Raw genomic sequence first — 16,575 nt, forward strand, 5'->3', positions numbered from 1 at the left:
CAGGAAAGCCCGCCCCACCCGGCGACACGGGACAGCACCTCTACGCCACCACACGAAAACCACTACCCAACAACACAACTCGGCATCACACCGAACCCACACCAATTACCACGCAAAATCCGGGCTAGGCTGACAAGAACTCTCCGAGGAGTGATCCAGACATGAGCAGCAGCCCGAGCATCGTGGACGTCCGGCGTGCCGACGACCGCGCGAAAACCACGATCGAGTGGCTGGACTCCAAACACTCGTTCTCCTTCGGCAGCCACTACGAACCCGGCAACACCCACCACGGTCTGCTGCTGGTCAACAACGACGACATCGTCAAGCCCGGCACCGGCTTTGACACCCATCCGCACCGCGACATGGAGATCGTGACCTGGGTTCTGCGCGGTTCGCTGGTGCACCAGGACTCCACCGGACACTCCGGGGTCATCTATCCCGGTCTGGCACAGCGGATGTCGGCGGGACGCGGAATCCTGCACTCCGAGAAGAACGATTCCTGGACCCTGACCGGAGCGCAGACCCACAGCGAACCGGTGCATTTCGTGCAGATGTGGGTGGTACCGGACGAATCCGGAATCGACCCCGGCTACCAGCAGCTCGAGATCGACGACGAGCTGTTGCGCGGCAACTTGGTGACGATCGCGTCAGGGATGCCCGCACACCGCGATGCCGCCGCCATCACGATCCGTAACCGGTACGCGGCGTTGCACGGCGCGCGACTGGAGGCGGGTCAGAGCGTCCTGTTGCCCGAGGCGCCGTACCTGCACCTGTTCGTGCCCCGGGGGGCGGTCACGCTGGAAGGGGTCGGACCACTGACAGAAGGCGACGCGGTGCGGTTCACCGCATCCGGCGGTCAACGGATTACCGCGACCGGGCCCGCGGAGATCCTGGTCTGGGAGATGCATGCGGGACTCGGTGCGGCATAAACGAATCGGCATCCTGCTGGCAGGCACCGCCCTGCTCACCGGATGCACGTCCGAGCCGGGTCCGTCGGCCACCTCCGCTCGGTCGCCGACACCGTCGGCGGTGACGACGACGGGCGGCACCCCCGAGTCGAGGCTGAGCCCGGTGAACGTCGAGGTCGATCGGCGGCTGGCCGATGCACCGTTCGACCGGCCCCGCCAGGCGCTGGTGCCGCAGGGCTGGACGCTGTCGGTGTGGGCGCGGACCTCGCGGCCGCGGTTAGCGGCGTGGACCCCGGACGGCGAGCTGCTGGTCTCGGTGCCCAGCGCGGGCCGGGTGCTGCGGTTCGCGTCGCGCGACGGTGAGGCAGCCGAGGAGTCGGTGCTGCTCGACGGGCTCGACGAACCGCACGGCCTGGCGTTCGACAAGTCGACGCTGTATGTGGCCGAGAGCGATCAGGTGGTCGCGTACCGGTACGCCGACGGCACGGCCAACGATCCGCGCACGGTGGCGGCCGGGCTGCCCGACGATCGAAGCCCGGACCTGCGGGGCGCGTACTCTCATGTGCTCAAGAGCGTGGCCGTCGGCCCCGACGGCGCCGTCTACTTCTCGATCGGCTCGACGGGCAACATCTCGGCGCAGGACCGCACCGCGGACCCGCCGAGAGCCACGATCATGCGGGTACCACCCGGCGGCGGTCCCGCCGAGCCGTTCGCCACCGGGGTGCGCAACGGCACCGGGCTGGCGGTGGCGCCCGACGGCGCGGTGTGGACGGCCAACAACGGCCGCGACAACGTCGCCTACCCCGAGCCGGGACCGTCCTACGGACAGGTGATTCCGGAGTACGTCGGCGACCATCCGCCCGAGCAGATCGCCAACTTGACGCCCGGACGCGAATTGGGCTGGCCGTACTGCAATCCCGACGGCGGGCCTGCCGATCTGACCTTCATCCGGGATGTGCAGACCAATCCCGATGGCGCACAGATGGATTGCGCGTTGCTGCCGCCCGTGGAGCAGAGCATGGGCGCACATTCGGCGCCGCTGGGCCTGAGCTTCGTCGACGGCGAGCTGCCCGCGCCGTACAGTCGCGGCGCGCTGATCGGGGTGCACGGTTCGTGGAACCGGCAGCCGCCCCGTGCTCCCGAGGTGTCGTTCTACCCCTGGCAGGGCGGCGATCTCGGCGATCAGCAGACACTCGTCGGCGGATTCCAGGACGACGACGGGACCCGCTGGGGCCGGCCGGTGGCCGCGGTCGCCGGTCCCGATGGCGCCGTCTACATCACCGACGACGCCGCCGACGCGATCTACCGGCTGGCTCCGTCCTGACCCGGGGCCGCGCTATCCCGGCGTCGTCGCAAGCCGGTTGAGCACCGAGGCCATCCGCTTCTCGGTGCCGCCGACCCGCTTCTCGAGCGCGAGTTTCACCAGCGGCGTGAGAATCCTTGCCGAGCCGTGCATTTCGAGATCGCCCTCGAAGGTGACCACCGACCCCGAACCTCGCGCGTCGACGGTGATCGTGTCGATGGTCCGCGACGACTGGTTCTCTCCGACAAATACCACCCTGCTGGGCGTGAGTTCTTCGAGCTTGTAGGTCAGTTCGGCGGTGACCCCCAGGATTTTCGACACGTTGTGCCAGAATGCGCCCTCGACGACGGGTCCGGTGTCGATGCGCTCGCAGCGGCGGGTACCGGGATCCCACTGTTCGGCGTGTTCGAAGTCCTTGAGGTAGTCGACGACGACCTGCGGTGGCGGACTGACGGTGAAGGTACGAGTCACGGTAGACATGTCATCCGGGTACCCGGTCGTCCGGTGCGTCATCCGCCAACATAACCACGGCGAGGCCCTCAGCAAAGACCGCGGCGACCAGCTCGGAACCTTCCTGTGATGCAGTCGTGACGAAAGTTGACACTGTTTCTGGTGGGATTACTCTCAGTGAGCCGTGTCCGCTGTGCCGAAAGGAGTCGCCGGTGCCGATGCCCACCGCAAACATGCGGCGCCTTCTCGCCGCGGCGCGGTATGCGCTCGCGGTGCTGATGTGCTCGGTGGTGATGTGCGTGGTGGTGGCGGCCGCGACGACGGCGCCCCTTGCGAGGGCGGCCGACGCGCGGGAACTGCTGGCCGGCGCGATCGCCAACACCCGCGGTTCGTATCTGGTGTACAACTTCGGCGGCGGGTTCCCGGCGCCGATGCTCAACGCGGCGGGGAACTGGTACGAGCTGAACAACGGCGGCCGGCTGATGGTCATCAAGGGCGCCTCACAGCGGCTGGCGCCGCGCCTGCTCGCCGACTCGCACACCGGTTATCAGGCCCGCTGCGAACGTGATCCGCGGGCACGGACCGGCGAGGGGCTGTGGCAGGCCTCGGAAATCTACACCCCGCTCGAGGCGTGGCACGCCCTCGGCCAGCCGACCATCGCCATCAACGCGAACTTCTTCGACGTGCGCGGTCAGCAGGGCGGCTCCTGGAAGAGCACCGGCTGCAGTTCGCCACTGGGCGCCTACGTCGACAACACGCGAGGCCTGGGCCGGACCAACGCCGCGGTGACCGGCACGCTGGCCTACGCGGGCAAGCAGGGCCTCTCCGGCGGTAACGAGCACTGGATGGCGCTGTCGACGATGATCCTGCCGGTCAAGGGCGCGCCGTTCGTCGTCCCGCCCCGCCACGACGATGACTTCGACGCCGCGACACCGGTGGTGAGCAGGCTGATCGACCAGGGCACCCGGTTCGTCGCCGTGGCCGGCATCGGGCTGCTGGCCCCCGGCGAGACCGGTCAGCTCAACGACCCGGGGCCGAGCGCGGCCCGCACCGCGATCGCCTACGTCAAGGACCGCGACGAGATGTACGTGTTCCAGGGCGGAAGCTACACCCCCGACCAGATCCAGGACCTGTTCCGCGGGCTGGGCAGCGACACCGCGGTGCTGCTCGACGGAGGCGGATCGTCGGCGATCGTGCTGCGCCGCGACACCGGTGGCATGTGGGCCGGTGCCGGCGCACCCCGTGGTTCGTGCGACACCATGGCGGTGCTGTGCGATTCGCGCGAGCGGGCTCAGCCGGCCTGGCTGGCGTTCAACTGATGCTGCGCGCAGCGGTCCGGGTCTGGGCCAGATAGCCGGATCCGAACAGCACCACATGGGCCAGCAGCGGGTAGAGCTGATGCAGCCCGACCCGGTCGCGCCAGCCGGCCCGCAGGGGCCGGTGCTGCTGGTACGCGTCGAGCACGTCGTCGAAGTACGAGCATCCGAACAGCGCCAGCATCGCCAGATCGGTCTCGCGATGTCCACCGTGCGCGGCCGGATCGATCAGCACCACCCCGTCGGCGCTCCACAGCACGTTGCCGCTCCAGAGATCCCCGTGCAGCCGCGCTGGCGGCTCTCCGTCGTCGAATTCACCTGCGCGGCAACGCTGTACGACGTCACCGACGGCTGCCGCGGTGTTCGGGTCCAGCTCGGCGCGCGCGGCCATCGGCGCCAGCCGGCGCTCGGCGTAGAACACACCCCAGGCGCCGTCGCGCCCGTACTCCATCGGCAGCGGGTGCTGCAGCGGGCCGAAGAAACCCGGTCCGCTCCATTCCGGCGGCGGGGCGCCGAACGCGTCGGCTCCGGCCTCGTGGGTGCGCGCCAGCCGGCTGCCGAACTCGCGGGCCGCGGCCCGGCTGGGCGCCGTCGTGGTCACCCGTTCCAGGGTCAGGGAATCCTCTGCGACGGCGAGCACACGGGCACACGGCACTCCGCCGTCGGCGTCGGCGAGCCACCCCAGCCCCGCGGCCTCGCACGCGAAAAAGCCCTGCGGCGCAGCTGGATTCCGTTTGACGAACCGCCGGTTCACGCTTCACCGCCGCGGCCGAACCAGAAGATCGCGGCGCTGACGGCGACGATCGCAGCGGCCAGCCCGATGATCGGGGCGACGGTGAACCGGGTCAGCGTTGCGCCGACCACCGCCCCGGCGCACATCGTCGCGACCACGCCGTAGCGCAGCTTCTCCCCCTCGCCGGTGCCGCCGGCCAGCCGGCTGTCGAAGCCGAGTCCGACGATGGTCGACGTCAGCACCGTCGTCGACAGTTCCTGGATGCCGAACTGGCGCGCGGTCGCGTTCTGGCATCCGAAGGTCACTGCGAGCCCGGCGATCAGGATGAGTTTGGTGTCGTCCCGGTAGTCCAGCACCCCGGCGCCGGCCAGGATCGCCAGCAGCGCGAGCAGCACCACCTCGAGGCCGAGCGCGGTGGTCAGCCACATCCGCACGTCGGCGTCCAGATGCCGCGACAGCCGTCCCCCGATGATGGTGCCCAGCACGAACCCGACGAACGCGACGATCGCCGCGGTCAGGTCGACGCCGGAATGCGGAACAAACCAAAACCCCAGGAAGATCACGTTGCCGGTCATGTTCGCGACGAACACGTGCCCGAGCACGAGCACGCTGACCGCGTCGATCAGACCGGTGGTGAAGGTGAGCAGCAGCAGAGCGGTGACCGTCTGACGTCGCGAGACCGGCGATTTCAGGGCCACGGCGGACGTTACAGCTGCGGCGTCAGATCGAACGACGTGATGGTCGACATCCGGGTGATGCGCCAGTCGCCGCCGTCGCGCTGCATGGTCAGCCGGTAGGAGAGGTAGCGCAGCGACGGGATGTTCTTGGTCACCGGGCTGGTGGCCACCGAGTTCGTGTAGACCAGTGCGGTGGCCTCGGTCGGAATCGACTGCGGGGAAACCGATTCCACGGCCGCGCCCATCACCTCGGTGGTGTTGGTGACCTGGGCCTGTTTGTTCGGTTCGACGATCGCGTCGATGTAGCGGCGGTACTCCGCGGCGAAATCACCGGACAGGAACACCGAGGCCCGGTCGGCGAGGGTGGCCATGTCGTCAGGGCTGTAGGTCCACAGCGTGGTGATCGCATCGGTCGCCGTGCGCGCGATGGTCAGCTTGGTCTCATACAGCGCCTGCTCGGACAGGTACGGCTGCACCGTGGCCGCGGCGAAGCCGGTGGCGCCGACGAATACGACCGAGGCGGCTGCCGCCGCGATCAGCGCGCGGCGGCCGGCCGGCCGGTGCGGTACCAGCACCACGTCGCCGGGCTGAGTGTCCGGCGAGGGTTCGGGCTGGGTCTCGGCGTCGGGCGCCGGCTCGATCTCGGACGGCGCGTCAGTGGCGTCGGTGTCGGGCTCGGGCGCTGATTCGGCTTGCGCCGGTTGCGGTTTCACTGTTCTGCGCGCCTTGCCGACGGGGGTCCTCGGTGCCTCTGCGGCAGGCGATTCCACAGCAGCCGCCTCGGTGGCAGGCGATTCCTGTCCGGCGGGCGGCCGGGCCTTCGGGTTGCGGCCGAAGAAGCGTCGCCGTGACGGCTGCGCGAGGTCCCCGGTGGTCAGATCACCTGAACCAGGTTGCTGATCTTCCACTGCTGTCCCTCCTTGATCGTCGTTGCGACCCAACGGCTTCCGCTTTCGACCGTCGACTTCCCGTCCGGGCTCTTCGAGGTGACCTTGGTCGCGATCAGCACGTCGGCGCTTCCGTCGTCGTTCCAGCGCTGCACTCCCGCGGCCAGCACCTCACCGGTGCTCGGCTCCGACCGGGCCACCTGTACCAGGATCTCGTTGAGCCGGTCTGCGAAGTTCTTGGCGAACTCGCCGGTGGCCTGGGCGGCGACGCGATCGGCGTAGTCGTTGGCGTTGAACGGGTCCAGGCTGGTGTACATCACCATGAACTCGCTGGTGTAACCCAGCGCCGAGGCCTCGTTGACCGCCTCCCGGCGGTCGTCGAGCTGGCGGACGAGCATGAACGTGGCGGCGGCGATGGCCGCGACCACGACCAGCGCGGCAAGTACCGACACCAGCGGAAGCCCCCACCGGACAGGCGCTTTGGGTTCGACGCGGAAATAGTCGTCGGCGACGGTGCGCTCGGCGGCTCCGCCGTCGTGATCGTCGGCGTCGGCGGCGATCCTGCGTACCGGGCTCACTGGCCCGGCACATTCATCAGCGGCTTCTTCAGCACGGTCAGGTTCGCCACCTTCCACTGTCCGTCGCTCGACTTCTCGAAGTCGACCCGGACCGTCGCGGTGATGAACTTCATGTCCTCGGGATTGTTGCCGCGCTGGCCCTGCATCGCCAACAGCATCGACACCCGGCCCGCGGTGACAGGGGGATCGGTCAGCACCGCACTGCTGACGGCCCAGTACTCGTTGCTGGTCGCGCCGCCGCCCTGCACCGCCTGCTGCTGGGCGATCAGCTGCGGCCGGTACCCGTCGGTGGTCAGCGCCTGCGCCCTGGCGAAGTCATCGATCATGGTGTCCGCGCCGTAGCTCAGCATCTGCTCGACAATGCGCGGTCCCTGCGCGGCGACCTGCTCCCGGGCGGTGTCCAGCGCCCGTTCCTGGCGGTACAGCACCGCATTACCCAGACCTGCCACCGCGACCGACACCGCGGCCGACGCGACCAGGACCGTGGCCACCAGCCGGCGCATGTCGCGGTGCGGCCGCTCGACGCGAAGAACCTGGGTTCGCGCCAGCAGATCGGCGAAGGTGCGCCGCCGCCGGTCCCACAGCGGCCACAACCAACCGATGCACAGCGCGGCGGTGTCCAGCAGATGCGCGACCTCGCGCGCGGCCAGCCGCGAAACCCCTACGGCGCCGCCGTCGGGGCCGCGCACCGCGATACCGAACAGCGCCCGCCCCAGCGTCCATCCTCTGAGCGCCGGCCACACCACCCGGTTGACCACCACCAACACGAACGCCAGCGCGGCGACGGCGGTGAACACCCACCGGGCCCAGCCGTCGGACGGCGCGGTCAACGCCAGCAGCGCGCCCGTGGCCATCACGCCGAGCGCGGGCAGCGTGTCGACCGCCAGCGCACCCGCCCGGGCCGGCCACGAGGCCAGCGGCACCTGCGCGGTCGGTTCCTGCGCGGGGACGGTCGGGGTCGTGTTCAGCACCGCCGTCACGAGTTGACCTGGTCCAGCCTGGAGATCCGGTAGCGCCCCTCGTCGAACGCCATCGTCGCGCGCAGCCGGTACCCGACCCGCTGGTCGGCGGCTTCGGAGTTGGAGATCCTGACGCGCACCGCGACCAGCACGTTGACCGTGCCGTCGTCGTTGCGCCGCTCGACGGCGGCCCGCAGGTCGTCGACCGCGACCGTCGCGTTGGCCGCCTGATACGCCTCGGCGATCACGCTGCCGAACAACCCGGCCTGCACCCCGAACTCACCGGTGGAGCACTCCAGGATCCTGGACTGCGCGGCCGTCATCGCGGCGGTGTCCGGCGCCTGGGTGGCCGCGACACACTCCTTGGCGGCCTGCAGCGCGGCCTCGTCGGAGCGTGCGATCTCGGCAGCGCGTTCATTGGCACGCAGCGCCAGCACACCTGCGGCGATGCCGCCGCCGGCGAGCAGCAGCAGCACCACGCAGATCGTCGCAGCCCAACCGTTGCCCAGCCGCGACGGCCTGCGGAGCTCGGCCGAGGACTGCTCCTGGGGTGACGCGTCGACAACGGTGCCGGTTCCGGGGTCGGGGATCAGCCGGCTGGTGCCAGCATCTCCTTCCATCCGTCGTCTCCTGGGTTGCTCGAATTGCTCACGTTGTACCTGACACCGTCAGGCCCCACCACCTCGCCACTGCTCGGGCTGTACCCAGCGGTGGTGCCGGGCGGCCCCTGCGCAGGAGTGTAGGTGCACGGGTTGGGTTGTTGACCGCTGCACCTGACCGTACCCGAGCCCGGCCGGCTGACCGGATCGCTGCTCGGCGCGGCCGACTGCGGTGGGGGCAGTTGATCGGCAGGCAGCGGGTTCATCCCGTTGTTCACCGACGGCGCCGGGATCACCTGCCCCGGGGCCACCCGCTGGTCGCACCGCGCACCGGGGGCCGGGCACGGCAGGATCTGGTTCGGGTCGCCGTACCAGGGGTTGGTGCCCAGCGGCACGTAGGGCTCGTCGCTGCGGCACTCCTTCGGCGTCGCCGCCCGCTTGCCCGGCACGTCGGCGCACGGGTAGTTGCGGGCGCCGCGCACCACGTTGCCCTGGAAGTCCTTCGGGATCTTGCAGTAGGTGCCGGACGGCAGCGGCGCCGTGCTGGTGTCGGCCGGCGAGCGCCATTCCGAGGCCGGCAGGAAGCCGGTCAGACACGGCGGCGGCTGGTTGATCGACAGACCGAAGTGGAGCAGACCGCCGTCCTCGAAGATCGATCCCATCTGCAGCAGGGACCCGCCCTGCGGGTAGATCACCAGCGTCTGCTCGATGCCCTTGTTGTACCGCTTGAGCATGTCGTTGACCACGGCCAGATTCGCCAGCGTCTGGGGCAGCGAATCCCGCACGTCGCTGAACACCGTGGTCACCTGATCCAGGGTGGGCGCGGCCTGCTGCAGGCCGCTGCGCAGCGCGGGATCCTGCTCGGCGGCCTGGGCGGCGATGACGTTGAGGTTGCGCGACCACTGCTCGATCGCGTCTCCGGAGGTCACCTGGCTCTCCAGGATCGGGGCGGCGTTGTTGATGATGTCGTTGACCTGGGGCAGGTTGTCGCGGAACCCCTCGGCGACGTTCGTCGTCGAGTCGACGAGCCGCTGCAGCGCGGGACCCAGCCCGCCGACCGCGGTCGCCGTCTCGGTGAGCAGCGCGTCGATCTTCTCCTTCGGCAGCACCGCCAAGCCCTTGTTGGCGGCGTCCAGCGCCGGACCCACCTCGGCCGGGACCGAGCTCTCGGTGATGGTCTGGCCTGGGCTGAGGTACTGGTCGGTGCCACTCTCGGAGACCAGGTCCAGGTACTGCTCACCGATCGCCGACACCGAGTGCACGTTGGCGCTTACATCGGCGGGAATCTTGTACTCGTTGCCGATGCTCATCGTCACCCGCGCGCCGGTCTCGGTCGGCTCGACCTCGGTGACCTTGCCGATCTGGGTGCCGCGGTAGGTGACGTTGCCGGTCGGGTACAGGCCGCCGGAGCGCTCCAGCTGCGCGTACAGCTTGTACTCGCCGAGCCCGGCGAGGCTGGGCAGGCGCAGGTAGTAGATCCCGAGCACGCCCAGCGCGACCACGGTGAGGATCGTGAAGATGATCAGCTGGATCTTGACGAAGCGGGTCAGCATCGCTCACTCACTCCTCTCGATGAGAGGCCCGTTCGGCGCCGAGTTCGGGTTCGGTGTGAAGCGCACATCCGGGATCATCGTGTTCGGGTCACGACCCCACGCCTGCTCCAGCGCGCGCAGCATGCCCGAGACGCCGGTGCCGGAGAAGAACCCGTTGTCGATCGCCGACAACGTCAGATCGACCATCAGCGACACGTTGATGTAGTCGCCGCGGATCGCCTTGGGCACGTTCTCGATGCTGTAGGGCGCGGTGAGGAACACCTTCAGCGCGCCGAGCAGGTACGGCCCGGACTTGCCCAGCTCGCGCAGCGGCCGCTGCAGGTTGGCCAGATTGGTCCTGATGTCGTCGTTGGCCGGCTCGAGCGTGTCTACGGCGGCGTTGCTGATGCGGCCGAGCGATTCGACGGCGTCGGCGAACAGATCCCGGGTCTCCGCGAAATGCTGGATCAGCGGCGGGAACTCGGTCAGCACCGCGTCGAGGGTCTCGTTGCGCTGGGCGACGATCGACAGCAGCCGGTTCGTCGAGTCGATGGCCCGCGTGATGTCCGCGCGCTGCTGGTTCAGCTCGGCGGTGAACGTGTCGAGCTGGCCGAGGAAGGTCCTGATCTCATCGGCTCGGCCGTTAAGTACGTTGTAGACCTCGGTCTGGATCGTCTCCAGGTTCGCCACCCCACCGCCGGTCAGGATCGACGCGATGCTGGCCAGCACCCGCTCGGTGGTCGGGAACGCCGACGCGTTCTGCAGCGGGATCGTGTCGCCGGTCTCGAGCTTGCGCGGCGACGGGTCCGGCGGCAGGTCCAGCTGAACGTGCTGGGAACCGAGCAGGCTGGTCTGTCCGATCTTGGCCAGCGTGTTCTTCGGCAGCGCGATGTTCGGCTCCAGATCCAAGGTCAGGGTGGCGACCCAGTTCCGCAGCTCGATGGAACGCACCCGGCCGACGTAGACGTCGGCCACCCGCACCCGGCTGTTCACGTTCAGCGCGAGCGTGTCCGGCATCTGGACGTAGATGGTGGTGCGCTCCGAACCGGTGCCGGGTCCGCCCGGCAACGGCACATTCGAGATGCCCTTCCACGACCCGCACGACGTGAGCACGAGCGCGGCCGCCGACAGCGCGACGGAGCGGCGCACCAGTGTGGTCCACTTCTTCATCGCGATCAGCCTCCTGCCTCGGCCGGCAACAGCGGACCGGACGGCGCTGCGGGCGCGGGCGCCGCCGGCGCGGCCGGGGCGCTCACCGGAGCCGGATTGCCCGGGACGACACCGGGTGCGGGCGCCGGCGGCGGGCCGGGCTGCGGGTACCACGGCGGCGGCAGCGGGTTGTTTTGGTCGAACGCGTTCGGCGGGCCGGGCAGGTTGCCGCCGCGGGTGGTGCCGAACGCCGGCGGAGCCGGCGGCGGCACGATGTCCGGGCCGCCCATCAGCTCGGCGAGCGACTCCGGGGTCAGCATGTTCTTGGTGAACGGCTGCACCTCGACGCCCTGCATGCCGGGAGCGACGATCCAGCCGGGCTCGTGGTTGCCGTGCGAGAACAAGGTGTCGCGCGAGAAGATGCCCGGCACGGTGGTGTCCTTGTATCCCGGCGGCGGGCGCAGTCGCTCCTCGGAGTAGGCGATCTGCTTGGGCAGCGTCATCGCCGTCTGCAGCTGATTCGCGCCGAACGGCAGGTAGTTGAACTTGATCGAGTCGAGGATCGGCCCGAGGTACTGCGCGCACAGCTCCGCCGAATCCTGGTAGCCCAGCCTGCTGCCCGCCTGGATCGCGCTGCACAGGAACTGCATCGGGTTGGCGAAGTTCGAGATCACCGGCAAGGTCACGATGCCGCCGGCGTTCGGCGATGAGATGTTCATCAGGTTCGCGGCCACGTTCGGGTACGCGTGCAGCGCGGTCTCCAAGCCGTCACGCGGCTCGGGCTGCAGGATCGCGTTGGTCACATCGGCCAGGTTCTGCACGTCGTGCGCCAGCACCTCACCGTTCTCGTTGACGAAATTCCTTGTGGTGGTGAGCAATTCGTTCAGATCCTGCAGCGCGTTGGCCACCTCGCGGTCGGTGTCGGTGAACGCGCTGGTGAACTGCGCGAGGTCGTTGTTCAGCGCGACGAACTGCTGATCGCTGCGATGCAGCGCGTTGACGAACATCGCCAGGCTCTTGATCACGCTGAAGAAGTCCCCGCGGCCCTCGTTGAGCGCGAACAGCGCCTCCGACAGGTTGTTCAGGGTCTTGTTCAGCTGTTCACCCTTGCCGGCGAAGCCGTCGGCCGCCGACTCGATGATGTCGCCGAACGGGCCCTTCGGCTGTTGGGGGGTCGGGCCCAGATCAGTCAGCAACCTGCTGATCGAGTCGCGCAGATCGTCGTACTCGACCGGCACCTGGGTGCGGTCGAGGTCGAGCACGGCGCCGTCTTCGAGCACCGGGCCGCCGGTGTAGGGCGGGGACAGCTGGATCGTGCGCGACGCCACCAGGCTCGGGTTCAGGATCGACGCGGTCGCATCCTGGGGCACCTTGTACTTGTTCTCATAGTGGAAGGTGACCTTCATCTTGTCGCCGGCGGGCTCGATCTTGTCGATCGTCCCGACCTGCACGCCCATGATCTGGACCTTGTCACCGGGATAGATCGCCAGCGTCTGGGTGAAGTAGGCGACCGCGGTCTTGGTGGTCGCCTTCTTGTACAGGTTCCAGCCCAGGAGCGCCGCGATGATCACGAGCACGATCACGATCGCGCCGATGATGAACGTGCGGGCCGCTCCGGGTCCCTTGAGGTTTCGGACGTTGAAGACTGTCGACATCGTTTCTCGACCCCCTACCCTTGCGATCCCGGTGGGAGGAACGGCGGATTACCTGGCAGCACTGGCTGGCCCGCGGGGGCGGGAGCCGGGCCGGGCCCGGGTGGTGGCGGCGGTCCGGTCAGGGCCGGCGGCAACGGCGCGATGCCGGGGGTGAAGTCCGGCGGTGACGGCTGCGGTTCCAGCGGCACGGTGCGTGCCCCCGGCGGCGCGGGCGGCAGCGGAGGCCGCACCCCCGGGACGTCAGGGGACAGCTGGCCGGGGATCGCCGCGGCCGGAACACCCGGAGACGGTTGCGGCCCATGGATGTTCGGTTCCGACGTGGCGACGTTGGGCGGCGGGTACCCGCCGGGCACCGGACCGTACGGACCCTGGGTCAGACCCGCGCACGGCAGCGGGTTGCCGGGTGTCGGCAGGCCGTCGGCGGGCGGGGTGTACGAGCACGGGGATCCCGGCGGCACCGCGGGCCCCGGGTTCTCCGGGGTTCCCTCGATCGGCGTCGGGGCGGGCGGCGGTGCGCCGTTCTCGAAACCGACACCGTTGGGGTCGGGGAACCGGAATGCGGGCAGGCCGGCGTTGCGCCAGAACTCCTGCGGGTCGATCCCGCGCTTCTTGAACGCGGCGTCCACGAACGGCTGCAGGATCCAGTACGGCGCCAGGTTGACCAGCATGACCTTGAAGTACGGGCCCGAGGCGAGCGCCTCACCCAGCGACACCATGAACTTCGACAGCGACGACAGCGTGTCGGCGAGGTCGAGCTTGCGCTCGGCCAGCACGTCGGTGATCACCCGCAGCTGCTCGAGCACACGGTTGAGGTTCGGGTTGTCGTCGATGAAGCCCTTCACCTGGGCCGAGAACGTGTCGACGTTTTCGAGCAGCCGGCTCACCGCGTAGTTGCGCTCGTTGATCGCGGCGAGCAGTGTCTGCCCGTTGACGAACAGCTGGTTGATTTGTTCGCTGCGGTTGCCGAGAACCCCGGCCACCTTGTTGGCGTTGGCCAGCAGCTGCTTGATCTGGTCGTCGCGCTTTCCGATCGTGTCGGAGAACCGGGCCACCCCGTCGAGCGCCGCGCTCAGGTGCGGATAGGTCTGGTCGATGGTCTCGGATAGCACGTTCAGCGAATCGCGGACCGTCTCGGTGTCCCAGCCGGCGGTGTTGTTGCTGACGTCGAAGAACGCGTCGTAGATCTGGTACGGCGTGGTGGTCTGCCCGACCGGCAGTACATCGTTGGCGCGCAACGGGTCTGAACCACGCGGCTCGATCTCGAGGTTGCGCCGGCCCAGGATCGTGTCGGTGCGGATCGCCGCCCGGCTCTCGGTGCCGATCTCGGTCCCGCCCAGGTTGTAGCCGATTCGCACCCGGTCGCCGTCGATCTCCAGTGAGCGCACCGTGCCGACGTCCACACCGGCGATCCTGACCTTGTCTCCGGTGTTGATGCCGCCGGTGTCGGTGAACTCGGCGTAGTAGGTCGGCGTGGCGAACAGCATCGGTACGCTCGCGAAACTCTGACCGACGCCGATGACGATGACCAGGATGATGATGCCCATCAACCCGCCGCGGATGCGGTTGGAACCCTCCAGGACTCTCATTTCGGCGTGCACCTACCCGAGGGCTGGCTCCAGACCTTCACGGTGCGGACCGGCCCGCCCGGCTGTAATCCGTTGAGCTTCAAGGAGACATCGCAGGCGTAGAAGTTGAAGAAGTCACCGTACACACCGCCCGACCGGCCGATGATGGCCAGCGCGTCGGGGACCTGCACCAGCAGGTTGTTGAGTTCGTCGCGCCGTTCGACCAGGGGCTGGTTCAGGATCTCCAGCTTGCTGACCGTGCTCTGCAGCAGGGGCCGGTTGTCGGCGAGCAGGTCGCTGATCGTGCCGGCGGCGTCGCTGATGTCGGCCACCGAGCCGGCGATCGGATCCGCACGATTCTTCAGTCCGGTGATGAGCACCTCGAAGTTCTTCACCGTGTCGTCGAACTCCTGCTGGTGGCGCACCGTGGTGTCCAGCACCGTGTTGAGGTTGTTGATCACCTCGCCGATGGCCTGGTCCCGGTCGGCCAGCGCCGCGGTCAGCGACGCCGTCTGGTCGAGGATGTCGTTGATGGTGCCGCCCTGCCCTTGGAAGACCGTGATGATCGACTGCGCGATGGTGTTGACCTTCTCCGGCTCCAGGGACTGGAACACCGGGCGGAAGCCGCCGATCAGCGCGTCCAGGTCGAGCGCCGGCTGGGTCCGCTCGATCGGGATCGTCCCGCCCGCAGCCATTCTGGTGTTGCTCTCACCGCGCGAAAGCTCCAGATAGCGGTCGCCGATCAGGTTCAGGTACCGGATCGAGGCCCTGGTCTCGTCGAACAGTTCCAGCGACCGGTCCACGCTGAAGTCGACCTTGACCTTGGAGCCGTTCTCGATCAGCTCGACACCCTTGACCTTGCCGACTTCGACGCCCGAGGCTCGGACGAACTGCCCGGGCCGCAGACCGCTGGCGCTGGAGAAGACCGCCGAGTAGCCGGTGGTGCGGTCGAAGCGCATCTGACCGAAGACCACGATGATGATCGCGGTGAACATGAGCAGCACCAGCGAGAAGGCGCCGAGTTTGATCGCTGTACCGGTGATTTTCATGGGTTGATCGTGTGCTCCCCGACTTGGCGTCCCCAGACGTACTCGGTGAGCAGCGGTTGGCCGAGTTCCATGTGGTTGTAGGGGGCGATCGACGCGCCGGTGTCGAGCACCAGGAACGGCGCCGGCCACAGGTCCCGCGTGATGGGCTGCCAGCAGCCCGGCCGTCCGCCCGGGCCGCCCTTGGCGTTGACGCGCGGCAGGTTGTCCGGATAGACGTACGCGTTGCCCGCGCCCAGGCCCAGCACCTCGGAGTGGGTCTTCAGCGAGTAGCCGTTGCCGCCCAGCGCGGCGCTGATCTTCGGCTCGACGTCGTGGTAGTTGCGGAACATGCAGAAGAACGACGGGCTGTACTTGTCCAGCAGTGCCGAGGTGGGCACCAGATCCGCGGCGCCGCGCACCAGGAACGGCGCACTGCGCTCGAAGACGTCGCCGCCGGTGTTGCCGAATCCGACGGCGGCCATCAGGGCCTGATCGACGTCACCGCGCTGTGCGTTGAGGGTGCGGGCGGTGGTCACCGCGTTCTGCAGGCCGTCGAACAGGTCCGGTGCGGCATCGGCGTAGACCTCGCCGAGGTCGGCGAGCAGCTGGTTGTCGCGGCGGATCTGCGGCATCTGCGGATTGATGTCGGCGAGGATCTCGTTGCCGTCGACGATCGACTGGCCGAACCGGTCGCCGAGCCCGTCGAGAGCCTGCGCGGTCGCGGTCAGCGTCTGGTTCAGCTTGATCGGATCGACCTGGCCGGCCACCTCGACGACGGTCTCGAACAGGGTGTTGAACTCGGTCGTCACCGACGTGACGTCGATGACGTCGGAGGCCGAGATCCGTTCCGACTGCGGGTTGGGTGGCGTCGTGAACGACACGTACTTGTTGCCGAACACCGTGGTGGCGCTGATGTTCGCCTCGACGTTGCGCGGGATCAGGTCGAGGTACTTCGGGTCGACCTCAAGGAGGATCTTGGCGCGGGGCTCCCCGTCGACGGTCGTGGCGTCGACGTTGCCGACCCGGCCGATCTGGACGCCGTTGTAGGTGACCTTCGCGCCCGGGTCCATCGACAGGCCGGAGCGGGCGGAGATCATCGTCAGCTGCGTGCGGGGCAGGAACTCGCCGCGGAACTGCAGGTACACCAGCACCACCGCGATGACGGCGAGCAGTGCCAGTATCGCGCCGGCGAGCTTGTACGGCGGCTGACGTCGGGTGTTCACGGGTGCAGTCATC

General features: G+C 68.6%; 16 protein-coding genes. 3 read left to right on the plus strand and 13 right to left on the minus strand.

The window, feature by feature from the left end:
- Window positions 1-161: 161 nt before the first annotated feature.
- Both ACTWP6_RS13505 and ACTWP6_RS13510 read left to right on the plus strand, forming a co-directional pair.
- Window positions 162-929: a pirin family protein gene (locus tag ACTWP6_RS13505; RefSeq protein ID WP_260756284.1), complete on the plus strand. Its 768-nt coding sequence runs from the start codon at window positions 162-164 to the stop codon at window positions 927-929.
- The gene (locus ACTWP6_RS13510; RefSeq protein ID WP_260756283.1) at window positions 907-2,232 is read left to right on the plus strand and encodes a PQQ-dependent sugar dehydrogenase; all 1,326 of its coding nucleotides are present in this window, start codon (window positions 907-909) and stop codon (window positions 2,230-2,232) included. The genes ACTWP6_RS13505 and ACTWP6_RS13510 overlap by 23 nt, the downstream gene beginning before the upstream one ends.
- Window positions 2,233-2,244: 12 nt before the next feature.
- Here ACTWP6_RS13510 and ACTWP6_RS13515 read toward each other — a convergent pair whose 3' ends face one another.
- A complete protein-coding gene (locus tag ACTWP6_RS13515; RefSeq protein ID WP_260756282.1) occupies window positions 2,245-2,691 on the minus strand; it encodes an SRPBCC family protein in 447 nt (148 codons plus the stop codon).
- Window positions 2,692-2,873: 182 nt separating this feature from the next.
- On the opposite strand from ACTWP6_RS13515, the gene ACTWP6_RS13520 reads away from it, so the two are divergent.
- The gene (locus ACTWP6_RS13520; protein WP_443187963.1) at window positions 2,874-3,980 is read left to right on the plus strand and encodes a phosphodiester glycosidase family protein; all 1,107 of its coding nucleotides are present in this window, start codon (window positions 2,874-2,876) and stop codon (window positions 3,978-3,980) included.
- Here the strand turns inward: ACTWP6_RS13520 and ACTWP6_RS13525 are convergent.
- The 12 genes from ACTWP6_RS13525 to ACTWP6_RS13580 are packed head-to-tail and all read right to left on the minus strand — an operon-like array spanning window position 3,973 to window position 16,574.
- The gene (locus ACTWP6_RS13525; RefSeq protein WP_443187964.1) at window positions 3,973-4,731 is read right to left on the minus strand and encodes a fructosamine kinase family protein; all 759 of its coding nucleotides are present in this window, start codon (window positions 4,729-4,731) and stop codon (window positions 3,973-3,975) included. The genes ACTWP6_RS13520 and ACTWP6_RS13525 overlap by 8 nt on opposite strands.
- Window positions 4,728-5,408 (minus strand): YoaK family protein, encoded by a 681-nt coding sequence (locus tag ACTWP6_RS13530; RefSeq protein WP_260756279.1) that lies wholly within the window; start codon window positions 5,406-5,408, stop codon window positions 4,728-4,730. The genes ACTWP6_RS13525 and ACTWP6_RS13530 overlap by 4 nt, the downstream gene beginning before the upstream one ends.
- An 8-nt stretch (window positions 5,409-5,416) precedes the next feature.
- Window positions 5,417-6,295 carry a mammalian cell entry protein gene (locus ACTWP6_RS13535; RefSeq protein ID WP_443187965.1) on the minus strand — a complete coding sequence of 293 codons (879 nt, stop codon included), beginning with the start codon at window positions 6,293-6,295 and terminating at the stop codon, window positions 5,417-5,419.
- On the minus strand, window positions 6,262-6,852 hold the full coding sequence (locus tag ACTWP6_RS13540) for a mammalian cell entry protein (protein ID WP_443187966.1): 591 nt from the start codon (window positions 6,850-6,852) through the stop codon (window positions 6,262-6,264). The genes ACTWP6_RS13535 and ACTWP6_RS13540 overlap by 34 nt, the downstream gene beginning before the upstream one ends.
- Window positions 6,849-7,832, minus strand: a complete 984-nt coding sequence (locus ACTWP6_RS13545; RefSeq protein WP_443187967.1) for an RDD family protein — start codon at window positions 7,830-7,832, stop codon at window positions 6,849-6,851. Before ACTWP6_RS13545 ends, ACTWP6_RS13540 begins: the two co-directional genes overlap by 4 nt.
- On the minus strand, window positions 7,829-8,431 hold the full coding sequence (locus ACTWP6_RS13550) for a hypothetical protein (protein WP_260756276.1): 603 nt from the start codon (window positions 8,429-8,431) through the stop codon (window positions 7,829-7,831). The genes ACTWP6_RS13545 and ACTWP6_RS13550 overlap by 4 nt, the downstream gene beginning before the upstream one ends.
- Window positions 8,401-9,963 (minus strand): MCE family protein, encoded by a 1,563-nt coding sequence (locus ACTWP6_RS13555; RefSeq protein ID WP_260756275.1) that lies wholly within the window; start codon window positions 9,961-9,963, stop codon window positions 8,401-8,403. The genes ACTWP6_RS13550 and ACTWP6_RS13555 overlap by 31 nt, the downstream gene beginning before the upstream one ends.
- 3 nt (window positions 9,964-9,966) lie before the next feature.
- A complete protein-coding gene (locus ACTWP6_RS13560; RefSeq protein ID WP_260756274.1) occupies window positions 9,967-11,112 on the minus strand; it encodes a virulence factor Mce family protein in 1,146 nt (381 codons plus the stop codon).
- Between the two features lie 5 nt (window positions 11,113-11,117).
- Entirely contained in the window at window positions 11,118-12,746 is a 1,629-nt protein-coding gene (locus ACTWP6_RS13565; protein ID WP_260756272.1) for a virulence factor Mce family protein, read from the minus strand.
- Window positions 12,747-12,760: 14 nt separating this feature from the next.
- Window positions 12,761-14,332, minus strand: coding sequence for a virulence factor Mce family protein (locus ACTWP6_RS13570; protein WP_260756271.1), 1,572 nt, complete (start codon window positions 14,330-14,332; stop codon window positions 12,761-12,763).
- Window positions 14,329-15,360 (minus strand): virulence factor Mce family protein, encoded by a 1,032-nt coding sequence (locus ACTWP6_RS13575; RefSeq protein ID WP_260756270.1) that lies wholly within the window; start codon window positions 15,358-15,360, stop codon window positions 14,329-14,331. The genes ACTWP6_RS13570 and ACTWP6_RS13575 overlap by 4 nt, the downstream gene beginning before the upstream one ends.
- The gene (locus tag ACTWP6_RS13580) at window positions 15,357-16,574 is read right to left on the minus strand and encodes an MCE family protein (protein ID WP_260756269.1); all 1,218 of its coding nucleotides are present in this window, start codon (window positions 16,572-16,574) and stop codon (window positions 15,357-15,359) included. Before ACTWP6_RS13580 ends, ACTWP6_RS13575 begins: the two co-directional genes overlap by 4 nt.
- Between the last annotated feature and the right edge of the window lies 1 nt (window position 16,575).

Origin of the sequence: Mycobacterium sp. 4D054, from assembly GCF_052245755.1 — a bacterium.
Classification (GTDB): domain Bacteria; phylum Actinomycetota; class Actinomycetes; order Mycobacteriales; family Mycobacteriaceae; genus Mycobacterium.

Excerpts from the sequence above, each read along its gene's own strand:
- ACTWP6_RS13505 (WP_260756284.1), top strand. The coding sequence starts at position 162 with ATGAGCAGCAGCCCGAGCATCGTGGACGTCCGGCGTGCCGACGACCGC.
- ACTWP6_RS13510 (WP_260756283.1), top strand. The coding sequence starts at position 907 with ATGCGGGACTCGGTGCGGCATAAACGAATCGGCATCCTGCTGGCAGGC.
- ACTWP6_RS13515 (WP_260756282.1), bottom strand. The coding sequence starts at position 2,691 with ATGTCTACCGTGACTCGTACCTTCACCGTCAGTCCGCCACCGCAGGTC.
- ACTWP6_RS13550 (WP_260756276.1), bottom strand. The coding sequence starts at position 8,431 with ATGGAAGGAGATGCTGGCACCAGCCGGCTGATCCCCGACCCCGGAACC.
- ACTWP6_RS13555 (WP_260756275.1), bottom strand. The coding sequence starts at position 9,963 with ATGCTGACCCGCTTCGTCAAGATCCAGCTGATCATCTTCACGATCCTC.
- ACTWP6_RS13560 (WP_260756274.1), bottom strand. The coding sequence starts at position 11,112 with ATGAAGAAGTGGACCACACTGGTGCGCCGCTCCGTCGCGCTGTCGGCG.
- ACTWP6_RS13565 (WP_260756272.1), bottom strand. The coding sequence starts at position 12,746 with ATGTCGACAGTCTTCAACGTCCGAAACCTCAAGGGACCCGGAGCGGCC.
- ACTWP6_RS13570 (WP_260756271.1), bottom strand. The coding sequence starts at position 14,332 with ATGAGAGTCCTGGAGGGTTCCAACCGCATCCGCGGCGGGTTGATGGGC.
- ACTWP6_RS13575 (WP_260756270.1), bottom strand. The coding sequence starts at position 15,360 with ATGAAAATCACCGGTACAGCGATCAAACTCGGCGCCTTCTCGCTGGTG.
- ACTWP6_RS13580 (WP_260756269.1), bottom strand. The coding sequence starts at position 16,574 with ATGACTGCACCCGTGAACACCCGACGTCAGCCGCCGTACAAGCTCGCC.